An 18,806-nucleotide genomic window follows, 5' to 3' on the forward strand; every position below is an offset into this window, starting at 1 on the left:
GATGGCGGTCGCCTAGAATCCTCCGGTAATCGTCTACGTGTGCTCGCGCCGAGCCGCGGACCGTTCCAGCGGACGCTGAGGAGTTATGTCCGGAGCCAACGACAAGCAGGACCCGAAGCCGGCCGAAGCACTCACGCCGGAAACTCTGCAGGCCGCCGTCAAGAGCGCCGAGACGGAGTTCGAGCAGGCGAAGGACCTCGACGCGCTGGCCGCGGTCAAGCCGGCCCACCTCGGTGACCACTCGCCGTTGCTGCTGGCCCGCCGGGCCATCGGGGCGCTGCCCAAGCAGGAGAAGGCCGACGCCGGCAAGCGGGTCAACGAAGCGCGCCAGGCGATCCAGGGCGCCTTCGACTCCCGCCGTGCCGCGCTGCAGGCCGAGCGCGACGAGCACGTGCTGCGCGAAGAAGCCGTCGACGTCACGCTCCCGTGGGACCGCGTGCCCCGCGGCGCCCGGCACCCGATCACCACGCTCAGCGAGCGGGTGGCCGACGTGTTCGTGTCGATGGGCTGGGAGGTCGCCGAAGGCCCCGAGCTCGAAGCCGAATGGTTCAACTTCGACGCGCTGAACTTCGGCAAGGACCACCCGGCCCGCCAGATGCAGGACACGTTCTACGTCGGCGAGCCCGGCTCCGGCCTCGTGCTGCGCACGCACACCTCGCCGGTGCAGGCCCGCACCCTGCTGCACCGGGATCTGCCGGTGTACGTCGTGTGTCCCGGGCGTACCTACCGCACCGACGAGCTGGATGCCACGCACACCCCCGTGTTCTCCCAGGTCGAGGGCCTGGCGGTGGACAAGGGCGTCACCATGGCCCACCTCAAGGGCACGCTCGACGCCTTCGCCCGCGCCATGTTCGGCGAGAAGTCCAAGACGCGGCTGCGCCCGCACTTCTTCCCCTTCACCGAACCCTCGGCCGAGGTCGACGTCTGGTTCGAGGAGAAGAAGGGCGGCGCCGGCTGGGTCGAGTGGGGCGGCTGCGGCATGGTCAATCCCAACGTGCTGCGCGCCTGCGGCGTGGATCCCGAGGTGTACTCGGGCTTCGCGTTCGGCATGGGCCTGGAACGGACCCTGCAGTTCCGCAACGGCATCCCGGACATGCGCGACATGGTCGAGGGCGACGTGCGGTTCACCCTTCCCTTCGGAACGGAGGCATAGTGCGAGTCCCGGTAAGCTGGCTCACCGAGCATCTCGACGCCGGCGAGGTCGGACCGCAGGAGCTGGCCGACGCCTTCGTCCGCATCGGCATCGAGGTCGACGACGTGCACCGGCTCGGCGCGGTGACCGGCCCCGTCGTGGTCGGGCGCGTGGCCGAGATCGAAGACCTGACCGAGTTCAAGAAGCCGATCCGCTACTGCCGCGTCGAAACCGGTGAAGAGGTCACCGCCGACGAGGAGTCCGAAGAGGACGAAGGCCCGCACGGCATCAAGACCCGCGGCATCGTCTGCGGTGCCACCAACTTCGCCGAGGGCGACCTGGTGGTCGTGGCGCTGCCGGGCAGCGAGCTGCCCGGTGGGTTCGCCATCGCGCAGCGGAAGACCTACGGCCGCGTCAGCGACGGCATGATCTGCTCCGCCCGCGAACTCGGCCTCGGCGACGACCACACCGGCATCCTCGTGCTGCCGCCGGCCACCGCCTCCCCGGGTGACGACGCGCGCGAGGTGCTCGGCCTGGACGACACCGTGCTCGAGCTGACCCCGACCCCGGACCGCGGCTATGCGCTCTCGGTCCGTGGCCTGGCCCGGGAGCTGGCGTGCGCGCTGGACGTGCCCTTCGGCGATCCGGCTTCGCTGGAGCTGCCCGAGCCCGAGGGCGAGGCCTGGCCGGTGCACATCGAGGACGAGGACGGCTGCTCCCGCTTCGTCCTGCGCCGGGTCACCGGGCTCGACGCGGGCGCGCCCACCCCGTGGTGGATGCGGCGCAGGCTGCTGCTGGCCGGGATCCGGTCCATCTCGCTGGCCGTGGACGTCACCAACTACGTGATGCTGGAGCTGGGGCATCCGCTGCACGCCTTCGACACCTCGTCGGTGAAGGGCGATCTCGTCGTCCGGCGGGCGAAGCCGGGCGAGAAGCTGTCCACTTTGGACGATGTCGAGCGCACGCTGGACCCGGACGACATGGTGATCGCCGACGACAGCGGGGTCATCTCGCTGGCGGGCACGATGGGCGGCGCCAGCACCGAGATCAGCACCGAGAGCACCGACGTGCTGCTGGAAGCGGCGCACTGGGACCCGGCGTCGATCAGCCGCACCGCGCGCCGGCACAAGCTGTTCTCCGAGGCGGCCAAGCGGTTCGAGCGCTTCACCGACCCGCAGTTGTGCCCGGCCGCGGTCGAACTGGCCGCCCGGCTGTTGCGCCGCTACGGCGACGGCAGCATCCAACCCGGTCGTACCGATGTCGGGCATGTCGAGCCGACCGTGCCGGTCACCATGCCGATCGACCTGCCGGACCGGATCGCGGGCGTGCGCTACGAGCGCGGCGTCACCGTGCGGCGGCTCGGCCAGATCGGCTGCAAGATCACCGTGGGCACCTCCGACGAGGGCGCCGCGCTGGTCACCGCCGTCCCGCCGAGCTGGCGGGGCGACCTGCTCCAGCCGGCGGACCTGGTGGAGGAGGTGCTGCGGCTGGAGGGGTACGACAGCATCCCGTCCACGCTGCCGCCCGCCCCGCCCGGCACCGGGCTGACCGAGCACCAGCGCCGCCGCCGTACGGTTTCCCGCGCGCTGGCCGAGGCCGGGTACGTGGAGGTGCTGCCCTTCCCGTTCATGTCGGCCACCACGTGGGACGCTTTCGGCCTGGCCGGGGACGATGTCCGCCGCCGCACGGTCCGGGTGCGGAACCCGCTGGAGGCGGACAAGGACCAGATGGCGAGCTCGCTGCTGCCCGGTTTGCTGGACACCTTGCAGCGCAACGTTTCCCGTGGTTTCAAGGACGTCGCGCTGTTCCACATCGGACAGGTGGTGCTGCCCGGCTCGGATCCGCTGCCGGTGCCGGAGCTGGGTGCCGACCACCGGCCCGGTGACGAGGAGCTGGCCGTACTCGAGGCCGCCGTGCCCCCGCAGCCGCAGCACGTCGCCGTGGTGCTGGCCGGTGAGCGCGAACGCTCCGGCTGGTGGGGGCAGGGCAGTCAGGCAAGCTGGGCCGACGCCGTGCAGGCAGCCCGTACGGTGGGCGCCGCCGCCGGTGTGGAGCTGCGCGTGCGCGCAGCCGATCTGCCGCCGTGGCACCCCGGCCGCTGCGCCGAGCTGCTCGTCGGCGACTGGCCGGTGGGGCATGCCGGCGAACTGCACCCGAAGGTGGTGGAGGCGCTCGGCCTGCCCAAGCGCACCGTCGCGATGGAGCTGGATCTCGACGCGATCCCGCTGCCGGACCGGCGCCCGGCTCCGGCCGTGTCGCCGTACCCGCCCGTGCTGCTGGACGTCGCGCTGGTGGTGGACGCCAAGGTGCCGGCCGCGGACCTGGCCGAGGCGATCATCGCGGGCGGTGGCGAGCTCCTGGAGAACGTGGGCCTGTTCGATGCCTACACCGGTGACCAGGTGGGCGAGGGCAAGCGTTCGCTGGCCTACAAGCTGCGGTTCCGCGCGCCGGACCGCACGCTCACGGTCGAAGAGGCCACCAAGGCCCGCGACGAGGCCGTCGCCGAGGCCGCCTCGAGATTCGGCGCCGCGCTCCGCGGCTGAGTTTTCCCTTCTGCCGCGCCGTTCCCAGCGAACGGCGCGGCAGAACTCGTTCACCGCGCGACGTGTTTGAGCGCCTCCCGCACCGACATTGGCGAGAGCCCAGGGTGGTCGTCGACGAACCGCCGCACCCAGGCCGGATCGGATCGCGCGTGCTGCCGTAGCGCCCAGCCGATTCCCTTGCGCAGGAAGAAATCCTGTTCGCCGATACTGGCTTCGATCGCGAACGTCAGCAGGCCGGGGTCGATGTCGTCCTTCGCGCCGATTTGGCAGATGATTGCCGTGCGCCGCCGCCAGTGATCCTCGTCCACTGCCCAGCGCCGCATCTGCGGCTCCAGGATCTCCGGTTCGGCCCGTAGCAACGGCCCGACGCGGCGGATGGCCACTTCGTCCACGTAGTCCCACCAGGCTCCAGTCACGATCATCTCTTCGTAGAGCGAAAGCAGCGAACTCTCCTGCCAGCGCCGATAAAGCCGGTGGCCGGTCAGATCGATCGCGACGTACCGTTCCTCGCGGAAGCCCGCCTCCCGCCACAGCTTTCGTGCCGCGGCGACGAAAGACTCCTTGTCCGGCAAGGGAAAGTCGGCGAACAGCCGGCGGGTGAGCCTCTCCCGGGCCGGTTTCGGCACGCCGTGGAACGGCATCTCGGACTTCATGTAGCGGCGCATTCCGGGCGCCTTGGCCGGCTCCGCGGCCGATGCCAGCCCCGTCCGCACCGCGCGCACGAAATCGTCCACATTGTCCATCTCGCGAGCCTAACGGGAAGAGCAGACGAAAGTCGGATGGCGAAAACCGCCGCGATACGAGAGGTTGTTGCGAACCGTTGCTCGCTTCCGCCCCGACCGGACGGAAATGTCGACGAAAAGGACCAACGTGAACAAACTCTTCTCCGCGATCGCGACGGCCGGGGTGCTGGCCGGCTGTCTGGTGGCGGTGCCGTCCGCGGGCGCCGCCCCCGCCGTGCCCGATTTCCAGCCGGCCCCGATCGCCTGGGGCGCCTGCTCTTCGGCGAGCCTGCAGAAGGCCGGCGCCCAGTGCGGGTTCCTCGACGTGCCGATGGACTACGGCGACCCCGGCGGTGCGAAGGTCTCGCTCGCGGTGTCCCGCGTGCAGCACACCACCGCCCAGTCGCAGGGCGTGATGCTGGTGAACCCGGGCGGTCCGGGCGGCTCCGGGCTGGGCCTTTCGGTGCTGGGCAGGTACGTGCCCAACCATGCCGGCGATTCCTATGACTGGATCGGCTTCGACCCACGCGGCGTCGGTTCCAGCAAACCGGCGCTCTCCTGCGACCCGAACTACTTCGGCTACAACCGGCCGAACTACGTACCGACGACGCCGCAGCTCGAACAGACCTGGCTCGCCTCCTCGAAGGCCTACGCCACCGCCTGCGCGAAGAACGGTGCGCTGCTGGAACACATGAAGACCACCGATGTCGCCAAGGACATGGAATCCCTGCGCAAGGCGCTCGGTCAGCAACAGATCAACTACTACGGCTTCTCGTACGGCACCTACCTCGGGCAGGTGTACTCCACGCTCTACCCGCAGCGGGTGCGGCGGATGGTGCTCGACAGCAACGTGGACCCGCGCAAGGTCTGGTACCGGGCGAACCTGGACCAGGACGTGGCGTTCGACCGCAACATCAAGATCTACTTCGACTGGGTCGCCAAGTACGACGACGTCTACCACCTCGGCACTTCGGGCGATGCCGTCGAGCAGCTCTGGTACTCCGAGCAGAAGAAGCTCTCGGCGCAGCCCGCCGGCGGGGTGATCGGCCCCGACGAGTGGAGCGACATCTTCCTGCAGGCCGGCTACTACCGGTTCGGCTGGGAGGACATGGCCAAGGCGTTCAGTGGCTGGGTGCACAACGGTGACTGGCAGACCCTGAAAGCGCTTTACGACGACACCGACACCCCCGGCGACGACAACGGCTTCGCCGTCTACAACGCCGTGCAGTGCAGCGACACGCAATGGCCGCCGAGCTGGCAGCGGTGGAAGACCGACAACTGGGCCACCTACCTGCGCGCGCCCTTCGAAACCTGGGGCAACGCCTGGTACAACGCACCGTGCCTGTTCTGGCCCGCGAAGCCGGGCAAGCCGGTGCGCATCGACGGCACGCACGTGACGAGCGCACTGCTGATCGACGAGGAACTGGACGCCGCGACCCCGTTCGCGGGCAGCCTGGAGGTGCGCAAGCGGTACCCGCACTCCAGCCTGATCAGTGAACCCGGTGGCACCACGCACGCCGACTCGCTCTCCGGTGATTCCTGTGTGGACGATCAGGTGGCGGACTACCTCGCGACGGGCAAGCTGCCCGCGCGCAAACCGGGCAACGGCCCGGACACCACCTGCGCGCCACTGCCGGACCCGGTGCCGGCCGGTGCGGCCGCCGCGAAGTCCGGCACCGGTGCGGCGAAGGTGCCGTCGGAGTTGCGGCAGGCGCTCACGCGCCCCTGAGCGTGCGGTCATCGCCGCTCCGGTGACGGTTCCGGAGCGGCGAGGCCGTGCCGCGCGACGAGCCGGGGATAGCGCAGCCGCAACGACTCCCGGTCCCGTTGCAGCGGCTCGCCCGGCGGGGGCCCCGGTGGATCGACCACGCCGAGCACCTGGCTGATCGCCTCCTCGAACACCTGGCTGATCGCCTCCTCGAACACCCGCATGTCCTCCTCCGGGCCGTGCGGCGGCAGCAACCGTTCGGGCGCCGCACGCAGGAGCCCGGCCGCGACGGAGAGCTCCGCGAGCTGGAACGGCAGCCTGGCCAGCTCGTCGGGATCGGCGAGCACCCGGCGGAACGTGCGCTCGCCGCGCAGGATCAGCCAGCTGATCGCGTCCAGGAACTGCTCGGTGTCGCAGCCTCCGAGCGCCGTTTCGAAGGCCGCCCACAGATCCCAGCGGTAGGCCCGTCGGTGCGCCTGGACCAGCGCCCGGTGGAAGCGGATCACTTCCGGCGCGGCTTTTCGGCCGAGCAGCCCGCGAACCCCGGCCAGCGTTTCCACGATGGCTCGCGTGTGTGCGGTGGCTATCAGACGCCACAGATGTCGTTCCTTCACCGGACCCCCAGTCCCTCGTGACGGCGTTGGGAACACGGTAGGACGGGGTACCGACAATTTCGGTGCGCGGTCGCCCGGGCGCCCTCGGTGACGAAAATTGTCGGTGGGTGCCGCTAGCGTGCCCGGCATGAACATCATCGAAGAGCACCGGACCAAGGTCCGGGCAGGCGAGAACATCTTTTCCATCGAGGTCACCGCGCTGCCTGGCGGTGACCGGCCCGACCGGATGATCGTGAGCGTCGGCGGCGCGGGCGTCCAGGGCGAGTCCGTGGCCGACGGGCAGATCGAGGTCGCCTCGACCGCGGCCGAGTCGCTGGGCACCGTGCTGTCGGAGACGTTGCGACATCACGCGGCGGTGAGCGCTTCGGGTGGTCGAAGAACACGGGATCGCCCGGCCGCGCAGGGCCGACCGTGGACGCCGCAGCTCGACGCGGAGCTCGAGCGCCGGTGGATAGCCGGTGATCCGGTGGCGGAGATCGCCCAGCATTTCGAGCGCACCCCGGGCGGGATCCGTGCTCGGCTCCCGCGCGTGGGCTGCGATCCCGAGCGGCCGGGGGAGTACCTGCCGGAGCCGCCGAGCCAACGTGGCGCCGCGGAAGAGGAGGCGCACGTGTGATGCCGTGACCGGCCGGGGTGTGCGCTGTTCGGCGTTGTCCGGAAGCGCCCACCCCGGCACTACCGCACCGCGCGCCCGCCGCGCCTGGGACGTACCCTTCTCGCGAGGGCAGCTCAGGCCGCGAGCGTTTGCGCAGGCCGAAGTCGCGGGCATGAGCCCGCCCACTCCCGATTGATTGAACTTGCGTCACCATGCATAATCATGCGTATGACGATGAAGGTCGCGGTCGCCGGGGCGAGCGGCTATGCCGGCGGGGAGGTCCTCCGCCTGCTGCTGTCGCACCCCGAGGTGGAAATCGGCGCGCTCACCGCCGCCAGCAGCGCGGGCACCCCGCTGGGTCAGCATCAGCCACACCTGGCGCCGCTGGCCGACCGGGTGCTGCGCGAGACCACCGCGGAAACCCTCGCCGGGCACGACGTCGTGTTCCTCGCGCTGCCGCACGGGCACTCGGGCGCGGTCGCGGCGCAGCTCGGTCCGGACGTCCTGGTCGTCGATCTCGGCGCGGACCACCGGCTGACCGACCCTGCCGACTGGCAGCGCTGGTACAGCGGGGAGCACGCGGGCACCTGGCCCTACGGTCTGCCCGAGCTGCCCGGCGCGCGGGAGAAGCTGGCCGGTACCAAGCGGATCGCCGTGCCGGGCTGCTTCCCGACCGGGGGCTCGCTCGCGCTGGCGCCTGCCTTGGGCGCCGGGCTGGTCAAGCCCGAGGTCTCCATCGTTTCGGTGACCGGCACCTCGGGGGCGGGCAAAAGCCTGAAGCCGCATCTGCTCGGTTCGGAGGTGATGGGCTCGGCCAGCGCGTACGGGGTCGGCGGTGCGCACCGGCACACGCCCGAGTTCGCGCAGAACCTCGGCGCGGTCGCGGGGGAGCGGGTGACGGTGTCCTTCACGCCGGTGCTCGCCCCGATGCCGCGTGGGATCCTGACCACCGCGAGCGCGCCACTGGTGTCCGATGTGGACGTCGCGGCCGTGCGCGCGGTCTACGAAAAGGCTTACGGCGCAGAGCCTTTCGTGCAGTTGCTGCCCGAGGGCTCCTGGCCCTCCACCGCGGCCACGCTGGGCTCGAACAACGTCCAGCTGCAGGTCGCGGTGGACGCCGACGCCGGACGGCTGATCGTGATCGCGTCGATCGACAACCTGACCAAGGGCACCGCGGGGGGCGCGATCCAGTCCATGAACCTCGCGCTCGGCCTGCCCGAGACCACCGGACTTTCGACCGTAGGAGTCGCCCCGTGACCGTCACCGGACCGAAGGGATTCCGTGCCGCCGGCGTGGCGGCCGGGATCAAGGCTTCCGGCGCCCTCGACCTGGCCCTGGTGGTCAACGACGGCCCCGAACTGGCCGCGGCGGGCGTGTTCACCCGCAACGCGGTCAAGGCCGCGCCGGTGCTGTGGTCGCAGGAAGTGTTGCGGCACCGCAAGTTGCGCGCGGTCGTGCTGAACTCCGGTGGTGCGAACGCGGCCACCGGCCCCGGCGGTTTCCAGGACACCCACGCCACCGCCGAGAAGGTCGGCGAGGTCTTCGAGACCGGCGCCATCGAGGTCGCCGTCTGCTCCACCGGTCTCATCGGTGAACGGCTGCCGATGGAGGCCGTGCTGTCCGGAGTGGACATCGCGGCCAAAGTGCTGGACAGCACGTCGGAAGCCGCCCTCAACGCCGCGACCGCGATCATGACGACCGACACGAAACCCAAGCAGAGCTGGAAATCCCACGCCGCGGGCTGGAGCATCGGCGGTTTCGCGAAGGGCGCGGGCATGCTCGCCCCCAACCTCGCCACCATGCTGTCGGTGATCACCACCGACGCCCTCCTGGAGGGCGACGCGCTCGACGCGGCTTTGCGCGCCGCCACCCGGGTCACCTTCGACAGGCTCGACGTCGACGGTGGCACCTCCACCAACGACACGGTGCTGCTGCTGTCGTCCGGTGCCAGCGGGGTCGCGCCGGGGCTGGACGACTTCACCGAGCTGCTGACCGCGGTCAGCCTCGACCTCGTCTACCAGCTCCGCGCCGATTCCGAGGGCGCGACCAAGGACGTCGACGTCGTCGTGCGGGGCGCGGCCAGTGAGCAGGACGCCATCAACGTCGGCCGCACCGTCGCCGAGGACAACCTGGTCAAGACCGCGTTGTTCGGCTCGGATCCGAACTGGGGCCGCGTCGCGATGGCGGTCGGCCGCGCGCAGGCGGAGGTGGATCCGGCCACGCTGTCGATCACGATCAACGGCGTCACCCTGTTCGCCCACGGCACCACGGCGGCCGACAGGTCCGAGGCCGACCTGAGCGGGCGCGCCATCGAGCTCGTGATCGATCTCGGCATCGGTACCAGCACGGCCACGATCTACACCACGGACCTGTCCCACGGGTACGTCGAAGAGAACAGCGCGTACTCGTCATGAGCCCTTCCGAAGCCCTCGTGCCCGCTGACGAGCGGCTCGCCACCGCCGCCGAAAAGGCCGGCGTCCTGATCGAAGCCCTGCCCTGGCTGCAGAGGTTCCACGGCGCGACCGTGGTGATCAAGTACGGCGGCAACGCCATGATCGACGACGAGCTGAAGCAGGCCTTCGCGCAGGACATGATGTTCCTGCGGCTGGCCGGGCTGCACCCGGTCGTCGTGCACGGCGGCGGCCCGCAGATCACCGCGATGCTCAAGCGAGTGGGGCTCGAAGGCGAGTTCAAAGGCGGTCTGCGGGTGACCACCCCGGAGACGATGGACATCGTGCGGATGGTCCTGGTCGGACAGGTCAGCCGCGAGCTGGTCGGCCTGATCAACGCGCACGGCCCGTACGCCGTCGGCATCTCCGGCGAGGACGCGAAGCTGTTCCTCGCCGAGCGCAAGCACGCCACGGTGAACGGTGAGGCGGTCGACGTCGGCCTGGTCGGCGAGGTCGCCTCGGTCAACCCCGACGCGGTGCTCGACATCGTCAACGCCGGCCGCATCCCGGTGGTCTCCACCGTCGCCCCGGACGCCGACGGTGTGGTGCACAACGTGAACGCGGACACCGCCGCGGGCGCGCTCGCCGCCGCGCTGGGCGCGGAGAAGCTCGTGGTGCTGACCGATGTCGAGGGGCTTTACGCCAACTGGCCCGACCGCTCGTCGCTGGTCGACCGGGTCCGGGTCGACCGGCTCGAGCAGCTGCTGCCCACGCTCGCCAGCGGCATGATCCCGAAGATGGAGGCCTGCGTGCGCGCGGTGCGCGGCGGGGTCCGCGGCGCGCACGTGATCGACGGCCGCATCGCGCATTCCGTCCTGCTCGAAGTGTTCACCTCCCGCGGGATCGGCACGATGGTCCTGCCAGAAGAGGAGCCGGCATGAACCAGGTAACGTCCAATGTGGATGGACAGCAGCACTGGCGGTCCGCCCTGATGAACAACTACGGCACCCCCGAGCTGACGCTGGTCCGCGGTTCCGGCGCCGAGCTCTGGGACGCCGACGGCAAGGTCTACGTCGACCTGCTCGGCGGCATCGCGGTCAACGCACTCGGGCACGCGCACCCCGAGGTGGTGCGCGCGGTGAGCGAGCAGGTCGCGAACATGGGCCACATCTCCAACCTCTACATCAACCCGGTCGCGGTCGAGTTCGCCGAGACCCTGCTGGACATCGCGGGCCTGTCGGGCAACGCGAAGGTGCTGTTCAGCAACTCCGGCGCCGAGGCCAACGAGGCCGCGATCAAGATCAGCAGGCTGACCGGCCGCACCAAGATCGTCGCCTGCGAGGGCGCGTTCCACGGCCGCACGATGGGTTCGCTCGCGCTCACCGGCCAGCCGTCGAAGCGGACGCCGTTCGAGCCGGTGATGCCCGGCGTCGTGCACATCCCGTTCGGTGACGTGGACGCGCTGCGCGCGGTGGTGGACGACGAGACGGCGGCGGTCGTGCTGGAGCCGATCCTGGGCGAGGGCGGGGTCATCCCGGCGCCGGACGGCTACCTGCAGGCGGCACGCGAGATCACCAAGAACGCCGGCGCCCTGCTGATCCTCGACGAGGTGCAGACCGGTGTCGCCCGCACCGGGGTGTGGTTCGCATTCCAGCGCGCCGGGATCACCCCGGACGTGTTCACCCTGGCCAAGGGCCTTGGCGGCGGGCTTCCGCTGGGGGCCACCATCGCCGTCGGCGAGTACGCGGACCTGCTCCGGCCCGGCCACCACGGCACGACGTTCGGCGGCAACCCGGTGTGCTGCGCGGCCGGGCTCGCAGTGGTCCGGACCATTGCCCGGGACAATCTGCTCGACCACGTTTCGGCGCTGGGCAAGGACATCGCGGCCGGAGTGGAGCAGCTGGGCCATCCGCTGGTCGCCGGTGTGCGCGGCGCCGGGCTGCTGATCGGCATCGCGTTGCGCGAGCAGGTCTCGCCCGCGGTGGCGAAGGCGTTGCAACAGGCCGGATATCTGGTGAATCCCGTCGCACCGGACGCGATCCGCCTCGCGCCGCCGCTGATCCTGGACCACGATCAGGCCGAGGGTTTCCTCGCCGCGCTGCCTGGCGCGCTCGATCACGCCACCTCCCCGAAGGACTGACATGCCACGCCATTTCCTCCGTGACGACGATCTGACGCCCGACGAGCAGCTCGCCGTCCTGGACCTTGCCGCCGAACTGAAGAAGGACCCGCTCGGCAACAACGCGCTCGCCGGGCCGAAGTCGGTGGCCGTGCTGTTCGAGAAGAACTCCACCCGCACCCGGCTCTCGTTCGAGGTCGGCATCGCCCAGCTCGGCGGCCATCCGATCATCGTGGACGGCCGCTCGATGCAGCTCGGCCGCGAGGAAACGATCGAGGACACCGCGCGCGTGCTGTCGCGCTATGTCGACGCGGTGGTGTGGCGGACCTTCGCCCAGCAGCGGCTCAACGCGATGGCGTCGGCCGCCACGGTGCCGGTGGTCAACGCGCTGACCGACGAGTTCCACCCGTGCCAGGTGCTGGCGGATCTGCAGACCATCCGCGAACGCAAGGGAAAGCTCGCCGGGCTGACCCTGACCTACCTCGGTGACGGCGCCAACAACATGGCGCATTCGCTGATGCTCGGCGGCACCACGGCCGGGCTGAACGTCCGGGTCGTGTCGCCGGAAGGGTTCCAGCCGCTCGCGGACGTCACGCAGGCGGCGAAGGGGCGGGCGGCCGAGACGGGCGGCAGCGTCGCGGTGTACACGGACGCGAACGAGGCCGTCGATGGCACCGACGTGCTCGTGACGGACACGTGGACGTCGATGGGCCAGGAGAACGACGGCCTGGACAGGATCACGCCGTTCAAGAAGCTGCAGATCAACACCGAGCTGCTCGGCCGCGCCGCGCCGGACGCCATCGTCCTGCACTGCCTGCCGGCGCACCGCGGCTGGGAGATCACCGACGAGGTGATCGACGGGCCGGCCAGCGCGGTGTGGGACGAGGCGGAAAACCGGCTGCACGCACAGAAGGCGTTGTTGGTGTGGTTGCTGAACGAACGACGATGAGTCGCGCGGCCCGCCAGGCCAGGATCACCGAACTGGTGTCCACGATGGCCGTCCGCAGCCAGACCGAACTGGCCAAGCTGCTGGCGGCCGAGGGCGTCGAGGTCACGCAGGCTACGTTGTCGCGAGACCTGGACGAGCTCGGCGCGGTGAAGCTGCGGGGCGCGGACTCCGGGGCACCGGTCTACGTCATCCCGGAGGACGGCAGCCCGGTGCGCGGGGTGCAGGGTGGCACCACCAGGTTGACCAGGCTGCTCGCGGAGCTGATGGTGTCGGTGGACGCCTCGGGCAACCTCACGGTGCTGCGCACGCCACCCGGCGCGGCGCAGTTCCTCGCCAGCGCGATCGACCGGGCGGCGCTGGAGGAGGTCGTCGGCTCGATCGCCGGCGACGACACGGTCGCGGTGATCGCCAGGGAGCCGCTGACCGGCCGGGACCTGGCCGACCGCTTCACCGCGCTGGCGCGGCGGTCGTCGACTTTGGACAGTGACGGAAACGGAGAAAACGGCAATGACTGAACGGGTCGTGCTCGCGTACTCGGGCGGGCTGGACACCTCGGTGGGGATCGGCTGGATCGCCGAGGAGACCGGGGCCGAGGTGATCGCCGTCGCGGTCGACCTCGGTCAGGGTGGCGAAGATCTGGAGACGATCCGGCAGCGCGCGCTGGACTGCGGCGCGGTCGAGGCCGTGGTCGCCGACGCCCGCGACGAGTTCGCCGAGGGCTACTGCCTGCCGGCGCTGCAGGCCAACTCCCTTTACATGGACCGCTACCCGCTGGTGTCGGCGCTGTCCCGCCCGGTGATCGTGAAGCACCTGGCCGAGGCCGCGAAGTACCACAACGCCACCACGGTCGCGCACGGCTGCACCGGCAAGGGCAACGACCAGGTCCGCTTCGAGGTCGGCCTCGGCGCGCTGGTGCCGGACCTGAAGGTCATCGCGCCGGTCCGTGATTTCGCGTGGACCCGGGAGAAGGCGATCGCCTACGCCGAGCAGCGCAACCTCCCGATCGACGTGACCAAGAAGTCCCCGTTCTCGATCGACCAGAACGTGTGGGGCCGCGCGGTCGAAACCGGTTTCCTCGAGGATCTGTGGAACTCCCCGACCAAGGACGTCTACTCCTACACCGAGGACCCGGCGCTGAACTTCGGCACGCCGGACGAGCTGGTGCTGACCTTCGAGAAGGGCGTGCCGGTCGCCATCGACGGCAAGCAGGTCACCATGCTGGAGGCCATCCAGGAGCTCAACCGCCGGGCCGGCGCGCACGGCGTCGGCCGCCTGGACATGGTCGAGGACAGGCTGGTGGGCATCAAGAGCCGCGAGGTGTACGAGGCGCCGGGCGCCATCGCGCTGATCACCGCGCACCAGGAGCTGGAGAACGTCACCGTGGAGCGGGACCTCGCCCGGTTCAAGCGCGAGGTCGGGCAGCGCTGGGGCGAGCTGGTCTACGACGGCCTGTGGTTCTCCCCGCTCAAGGAGGCGCTGGACTCGTTCATCGCCAAGAGCCAGGAGCACGTGACCGGCGAGATCCGGCTGCGCCTGCACGGCGGCACCGCGGTCGTCACCGGCCGTCGCAGCGAGCAGTCGCTTTACGACTTCAACCTGGCCACCTACGACGAGGGCGACTCGTTCGACCAGAGCCTGGCCAAGGGCTTCGTGCAGCTCTGGGGCCTGCCGAGCAAGATCGCCGCCAAGCGCGACCAGAAGGGCTGAGAGAGACCAGTGGCCGAGCAGCCGATGCAATTGTGGGGTGGCAGGTTCGCCAGCGGGCCGGCCGAGGCGATGGCGAAACTGTCCGCCTCGACCCATTTCGACTGGCGCCTGGCGTCCTACGACATCGCGGGTTCGCGGGCGCACGCCCGCGTGCTCCGCGGTGCCGGGCTGCTCACCGAGGACGAGCTGGCCGGGATGCTGAGCGCGCTCGACCGGCTCGCCGAGGACGTGGCCTCCGGCGCGTTCACCCCGACGCTCGCGGACGAGGACGTGCACACGGCACTCGAGCGCGGGCTCATCGAACGCGCCGGGGCCGAGCTGGGCGGCAAGCTCCGGGCCGGCCGCTCCCGCAACGACCAGGTCGCCACGCTGTTCCGGATGTGGCTGCGCGACGCGGCCCGCCGGATGGCCCACGGCACCCTGGCTGTGGTGGATTCCCTTGTGGCACAGGCGAAAGCCCATCCGGACGCGGTGTTGCCGGGCCGGACGCACCTGCAGCACGCCCAGCCCGTGCTGCTCGCGCACCACCTTCTGGCGCACGCCCACGCGCTGCTGCGCGACGTGAGCCGCTTGCGGGACTGGGACAAGCGCACGGCCGAGTCGCCGTACGGGTCCGGTGCGCTGGCCGGTTCGTCGCTCGGGCTCGATCCGGAGGCCGTGGCCACGGAGCTGGGCTTCGACACGAGCGTGGAGAACTCCATCGACGGCACCGCCTCGCGAGACTTCGCCGCCGAGTTCGCGTTCGCGCTCGCGATGCTCGGGGTGAACCTGTCCCGGATCGCCGAAGAGGTGATCATCTGGAACACCGCGGAGTTCGGCTACGTCACCCTCGACGACGCGTGGGCGACCGGCAGCTCGATCATGCCGCAGAAGAAGAACCCGGATGTGGCCGAGCTGACCAGGGGCAAGTCCGGCAGGCTGATCGGCAACCTGACCGGCCTGCTGGCCACGCTGAAGGCGATGCCGCTGGCGTACAACCGGGATCTGCAGGAGGACAAGGAGCCGGTGTTCGATTCGGTGGAGCAGCTGGAGCTGCTGTTCCCCGCGATCGCCGGGATGCTGGGCACGCTCACCTTCCACACCGGACGGCTCGCCGAGCTGGCGCCCGCCGGGTTCACCCTCGCCACCGACATCGCGGAATGGCTTGTGCGCCAAGGGATTCCGTTCCGGGTGGCGCACGAGGCGGCGGGGGAGTGCGTGCGGGTGGCCGAATCCCGCGGCGTCGGCCTGGAGGAGCTGACCGACGACGAGCTGCAGAAGATCCATCCGGCGCTGACCCCGCAGGTGCGCGAGGTGCTCACGGTGGCGGGTTCGGTCGCTTCGCGCGACGCCCGTGGTGGCACCGCTCCGGCGAGGGTGGCCGAGCAGCTCGGCCGCCTCGTGGAGCGGGCCGAGGGTTTCCGCGCATGGGCGAGTTCGGGTACACAGTGATCCCGTGAGCCCCGCCATCGATCACCTGGTTTACGCGACACCGGACCTGGAGGGCACGGTGGCGTGGCTGGACGACCGCGATGTCGTGCTCAGCCCGGGTGGCCCGCACGTGGGGCTCGGCACCCGCAACTTCCTGGCCGGCCTCGGTGGCGCGACGTATCTCGAGGTCGTCGGGCCGGACAGCGAGCAGCCGGATCCGCCGCGGCCGCGTCCGTTCGGGATCGACGAGCTGCCCGCGGCTCGCCTGGTCACCTGGGCGGCGCGGGTGCCCCGGCTCGCCGACGCCGTCGCGGCGGCCGCGAGCGCGGGGTACGGCCTGTCCGATCCACAGCCCATGTCGCGGCGCCGGCCCGACGGGGTGCTGCTGGAGTGGGAGCTGGCATTCCCGCCGGACGGCGACGGAATCGTGCCGTTCCTCATCGACTGGCGCGAGTCCCCGCATCCGGCCGGCTCCCTTGTCCAGGGGGCGACGCTGACGTCGTTCCAGGCCGAGCACCCCGAGCCCGAGCTGATCGCCGAACGCCTGCGTGTCCTGGGCGAGCTGTGCGAAGTGACGCCGGGGCCGGCGCCGAGGCTCTCGGCCGTGCTGCGCACGGCGTCCGGTGACGTGGTGCTGCGGTGAGGCTGTTCAAACGCGAGGAGCTGGCGGTCGATCCGGTGGACCTGGCCTACGTCCTGCTCGGCGCGGTCGTCGAAGTGGACAGCCCCGAGGGCACGGTCGCGGCGCGGCTGGTCGAGGTCGAGGCGTACCGCGGCGCGGACGACCCGGCTTCGCATTCCTACCGCGGCCCCACCCGCCGCAACGAGGTGATGTGGGGCCCGGCCGGGCATCTCTACGTCTATTTCGTCTATGGGATGCATTTCTGCGCCAATGTCGTCGGCTGCGAGGATGGTGTGGCCGGCGCGGTATTGCTCCGCGCGGCCGAGGTGACCTCCGGTACGGAACTGGCCCGAGCCCGACGCGAAGCCGCGAAGCGCGATCACGAACTGGCTCGGGGCCCTGCCCGGCTGACGTCGGCGCTGCGCATCGGCCCGGAACACAACGGCGTCGATCTGGTGGACCCGGCTTCGCCCGTGCGCCTGCTGACGGGGGAGGAGATTCCGCGCGCCGAAGTGCGCTCCGGCCCGCGCGTGGGAGTCGCCGCGGCGATGGACACGCCCTGGCGTTTCTGGGTGGACGGATCGGCGGCGGTGTCGGCCTACCGTCGCGGGGGACGGGCCCGACCCGCTCAATAGTCGGTTGACCTGGTGCGGGAGTATCGAGTGGTGAGCGAACACATTCTCGACGAGCTGTCCTGGCGCGGGCTCATCGCGCAGTCCACCGATCTCGACGCGCTGCGGAAGGACCTGGACGCCGGTCCGCTCACCCTCTATGGCGGTTTCGACCCGACGGCCGAGAGCCTGCACGCAGGCCATCTCGTCCAGCTGCTCACGCTGGCCCGGTTCCAGAACGCCGGGCACCGCCCGATCGCGCTGGGCGGTGGCGCCACCGGCCAGATCGGTGACCCGCGGGAGGTGGGCGAGCGGTCGATGGTCAGCCGCGAGGTCACCGCCGCGCGGCTGGAGAAGATCAGGGTCCAGCTGGAGAAGTTCGTCACCTTCGACGATTCGCCGACCGGCGCGATCGTGGAGAACAACCTCAACTGGTTCAAGGACGTCAGTGCGCTGGACTTCCTCCGGGACGTCGGCAAGCACTTCTCGGTCAACGTCATGCTCGCCAGGGAGACGGTGAAACGCCGGCTCGCCACGGACGGGATGTCCTACACCGAGTTCAGCTACCTGCTCCTGCAGTCCTACGACTACCTGCGGCTGCACCAGCTGTACGGCACCAGCCTGCAGATCGGCGGCTCGGACCAGTGGGGCAACATCCTCGGCGGGGTGGACTACATCCGCAAGGTCGAGGGGCACGTGGTGCACGCGCTCACCACGCCGCTGGTCACCGACTCCGAGGGCCGCAAGTTCGGCAAGTCCACCGGGGGCGGGAACGTCTGGCTCGATCCGGAGCTCACCTCGCCGTACGCCTGGTTCCAGTACTTCGTGAACGTGGGCGACGCCGAGGTCATCGGCTACCTGAAGCTGCTCACCTTCCTCGACAAGGCGGAGATAGCCGAGCTGGAGCAGCTGACCGCGGAGAAGCCGCAACTGCGTGCGGCACAACGGAAACTCGCCGAAGAGCTCACCACGCTGGTGCACGGCGCGGAGCAGACGAAGCAGGTCACGCTCGCCAGCCAGGCGCTGTTCGGGCGGGGCGAACTGGCCGAGCTGGACGAACCGACGCTGGACGCGGTGATGCGTGAGGTCCCCCATGCCGAGGTCCGGCTCGCCGACGGGCCCACGATCCTCGACCTGCTGCTGGCGCCGGGACTGGTGGACAGCAAGGGGGCGGCCCGGCGTGCGGTCAAGGAGGGCGGCGCGTACGTGAACAACGTGAAGATCACCGACGAGGAGTGGCGGCCCGGGGTCGAGCACACCCTGCACGGGCGCTGGCTCGTGGTCCGCCGCGGCAAGCGCACCACCGGCGGCGTGCTTTTCCGGTCCTGACCTGGTGTTTTATAGTTAAGCGACCCCCCTGTTCAGCCCGGTCTCCACGGCATGTAATCTTCTCTTCGTCGCCAGGGAGACCGGGCGGCGCGGGAACCACGAACCAAGCTCCCACAAACTTGTGGTAGAGTGGGTGGTCCTGGTCGGACGAAGTCCAACAACCCCCGAAGAAGTCCTCGGATTTGTGGTGGGGTAGGGTTCGCCCGGCAAACAAAAAAAGCTTTGAAGATTCAGTGCGACGGTGTCGCGTGTTGTTTGAGAACTCAACAGTGTGTTTGATGAACTAAGCCAGTAGAGCTTATTTGAACCCTTTGTGGGTTTCTTTGAGAATGCGATCGAGTCGGTCGAACTTGTT

General features: G+C 70.1%; 17 protein-coding genes. 15 read left to right on the forward strand and 2 right to left on the reverse strand.

The genetic code is table 11. The features are described from left to right. Positions 1-85 precede the first annotated feature (85 nt). Positions 86-1,153, forward strand: a complete 1,068-nt coding sequence (gene pheS, locus VHD82_RS24480) for a phenylalanine--tRNA ligase subunit alpha (protein ID WP_325708383.1) — start codon at positions 86-88, stop codon at positions 1,151-1,153. Next, positions 1,153-3,675, forward strand: a complete 2,523-nt coding sequence (gene pheT / locus VHD82_RS24485; protein ID WP_325708386.1) for a phenylalanine--tRNA ligase subunit beta — start codon at positions 1,153-1,155, stop codon at positions 3,673-3,675. Before pheS ends, pheT begins: the two co-directional genes overlap by 1 nt. A gap of 50 nt (positions 3,676-3,725) precedes the next feature. Here pheT and VHD82_RS24490 read toward each other — a convergent pair whose 3' ends face one another. Next, positions 3,726-4,418: a DNA alkylation repair protein gene (locus VHD82_RS24490; protein WP_325708389.1), complete on the reverse strand. Its 693-nt coding sequence runs from the start codon at positions 4,416-4,418 to the stop codon at positions 3,726-3,728. Between the two features lie 127 nt (positions 4,419-4,545). Here VHD82_RS24490 and VHD82_RS24495 point away from each other — a divergent pair, with 127 nt between their 5' ends. Beyond that, the gene (locus VHD82_RS24495; RefSeq protein WP_325708392.1) at positions 4,546-6,126 is read left to right on the forward strand and encodes an alpha/beta hydrolase; all 1,581 of its coding nucleotides are present in this window, start codon (positions 4,546-4,548) and stop codon (positions 6,124-6,126) included. Positions 6,127-6,134: 8 nt separating this feature from the next. Here VHD82_RS24495 and VHD82_RS24500 read toward each other — a convergent pair whose 3' ends face one another. After that, a complete protein-coding gene (locus tag VHD82_RS24500; RefSeq protein WP_325708395.1) occupies positions 6,135-6,719 on the reverse strand; it encodes a DUF4240 domain-containing protein in 585 nt (194 codons plus the stop codon). A 127-nt stretch (positions 6,720-6,846) separates the two neighbouring features. On the opposite strand from VHD82_RS24500, the gene VHD82_RS24505 reads away from it, so the two are divergent. From VHD82_RS24505 to tyrS, 12 genes are all read left to right on the forward strand, one after another. Then, the gene (locus tag VHD82_RS24505) at positions 6,847-7,335 is read left to right on the forward strand and encodes a helix-turn-helix domain containing protein (RefSeq protein ID WP_325708399.1); all 489 of its coding nucleotides are present in this window, start codon (positions 6,847-6,849) and stop codon (positions 7,333-7,335) included. Positions 7,336-7,542: 207 nt separating this feature from the next. Then, positions 7,543-8,571 (forward strand): N-acetyl-gamma-glutamyl-phosphate reductase, encoded by a 1,029-nt coding sequence (gene argC, locus VHD82_RS24510; RefSeq protein WP_325708402.1) that lies wholly within the window; start codon positions 7,543-7,545, stop codon positions 8,569-8,571. Further along, on the forward strand, positions 8,568-9,728 hold the full coding sequence (gene argJ, locus VHD82_RS24515) for a bifunctional glutamate N-acetyltransferase/amino-acid acetyltransferase ArgJ (RefSeq protein WP_325708405.1): 1,161 nt from the start codon (positions 8,568-8,570) through the stop codon (positions 9,726-9,728). The genes argC and argJ overlap by 4 nt, the downstream gene beginning before the upstream one ends. Beyond that, a complete protein-coding gene (gene argB / locus VHD82_RS24520) occupies positions 9,725-10,645 on the forward strand; it encodes an acetylglutamate kinase (RefSeq protein ID WP_325708407.1) in 921 nt (306 codons plus the stop codon). Before argJ ends, argB begins: the two co-directional genes overlap by 4 nt. Continuing rightward, positions 10,642-11,844, forward strand: coding sequence for an acetylornithine transaminase (locus tag VHD82_RS24525; protein WP_325708410.1), 1,203 nt, complete (start codon positions 10,642-10,644; stop codon positions 11,842-11,844). The genes argB and VHD82_RS24525 overlap by 4 nt, the downstream gene beginning before the upstream one ends. A gap of 1 nt (position 11,845) precedes the next feature. Continuing rightward, entirely contained in the window at positions 11,846-12,772 is a 927-nt protein-coding gene (argF, locus tag VHD82_RS24530) for an ornithine carbamoyltransferase (protein WP_325708413.1), read from the forward strand. Next, the gene (locus tag VHD82_RS24535) at positions 12,769-13,287 is read left to right on the forward strand and encodes an arginine repressor (RefSeq protein WP_325708416.1); all 519 of its coding nucleotides are present in this window, start codon (positions 12,769-12,771) and stop codon (positions 13,285-13,287) included. The genes argF and VHD82_RS24535 overlap by 4 nt, the downstream gene beginning before the upstream one ends. Beyond that, a complete protein-coding gene (locus tag VHD82_RS24540) occupies positions 13,280-14,479 on the forward strand; it encodes an argininosuccinate synthase (protein WP_325708419.1) in 1,200 nt (399 codons plus the stop codon). Before VHD82_RS24535 ends, VHD82_RS24540 begins: the two co-directional genes overlap by 8 nt. Before the next feature lie 24 nt (positions 14,480-14,503). Then, the gene (gene argH / locus VHD82_RS24545) at positions 14,504-15,910 is read left to right on the forward strand and encodes an argininosuccinate lyase (protein WP_325708437.1); all 1,407 of its coding nucleotides are present in this window, start codon (positions 14,504-14,506) and stop codon (positions 15,908-15,910) included. Between the two features lie 4 nt (positions 15,911-15,914). Further along, positions 15,915-16,532: a VOC family protein gene (locus tag VHD82_RS24550; RefSeq protein WP_325708422.1), complete on the forward strand. Its 618-nt coding sequence runs from the start codon at positions 15,915-15,917 to the stop codon at positions 16,530-16,532. Then, positions 16,529-17,146 carry a DNA-3-methyladenine glycosylase gene (locus VHD82_RS24555; RefSeq protein WP_325708425.1) on the forward strand — a complete coding sequence of 206 codons (618 nt, stop codon included), beginning with the start codon at positions 16,529-16,531 and terminating at the stop codon, positions 17,144-17,146. Before VHD82_RS24550 ends, VHD82_RS24555 begins: the two co-directional genes overlap by 4 nt. Before the next feature lie 30 nt (positions 17,147-17,176). After that, a complete protein-coding gene (tyrS, locus tag VHD82_RS24560) occupies positions 17,177-18,451 on the forward strand; it encodes a tyrosine--tRNA ligase (RefSeq protein WP_325708428.1) in 1,275 nt (424 codons plus the stop codon). Positions 18,452-18,806: the final 355 nt, after the last annotated feature.

This window comes from Amycolatopsis sp. (assembly GCF_035546795.1).
Taxonomy (GTDB): Bacteria; Actinomycetota; Actinomycetes; order Mycobacteriales; family Pseudonocardiaceae; genus Amycolatopsis_E.

Bases quoted from the DNA above. Each gene is read 5' to 3' on its own strand.
- pheS (WP_325708383.1), top strand. From the start codon at position 86: ATGTCCGGAGCCAACGACAAGCAGGACCCGAAGCCGGCCGAAGCACTC.
- VHD82_RS24525 (WP_325708410.1), top strand. From the start codon at position 10,642: ATGAACCAGGTAACGTCCAATGTGGATGGACAGCAGCACTGGCGGTCC.
- VHD82_RS24535 (WP_325708416.1), top strand. From the start codon at position 12,769: ATGAGTCGCGCGGCCCGCCAGGCCAGGATCACCGAACTGGTGTCCACG.
- VHD82_RS24540 (WP_325708419.1), top strand. From the start codon at position 13,280: ATGACTGAACGGGTCGTGCTCGCGTACTCGGGCGGGCTGGACACCTCG.
- VHD82_RS24490 (WP_325708389.1), bottom strand. From the start codon at position 4,418: ATGGACAATGTGGACGATTTCGTGCGCGCGGTGCGGACGGGGCTGGCA.
- VHD82_RS24505 (WP_325708399.1), top strand. From the start codon at position 6,847: ATGAACATCATCGAAGAGCACCGGACCAAGGTCCGGGCAGGCGAGAAC.
- argC (WP_325708402.1), top strand. From the start codon at position 7,543: ATGACGATGAAGGTCGCGGTCGCCGGGGCGAGCGGCTATGCCGGCGGG.
- argH (WP_325708437.1), top strand. From the start codon at position 14,504: ATGCAATTGTGGGGTGGCAGGTTCGCCAGCGGGCCGGCCGAGGCGATG.
- argF (WP_325708413.1), top strand. From the start codon at position 11,846: ATGCCACGCCATTTCCTCCGTGACGACGATCTGACGCCCGACGAGCAG.
- argB (WP_325708407.1), top strand. From the start codon at position 9,725: ATGAGCCCTTCCGAAGCCCTCGTGCCCGCTGACGAGCGGCTCGCCACC.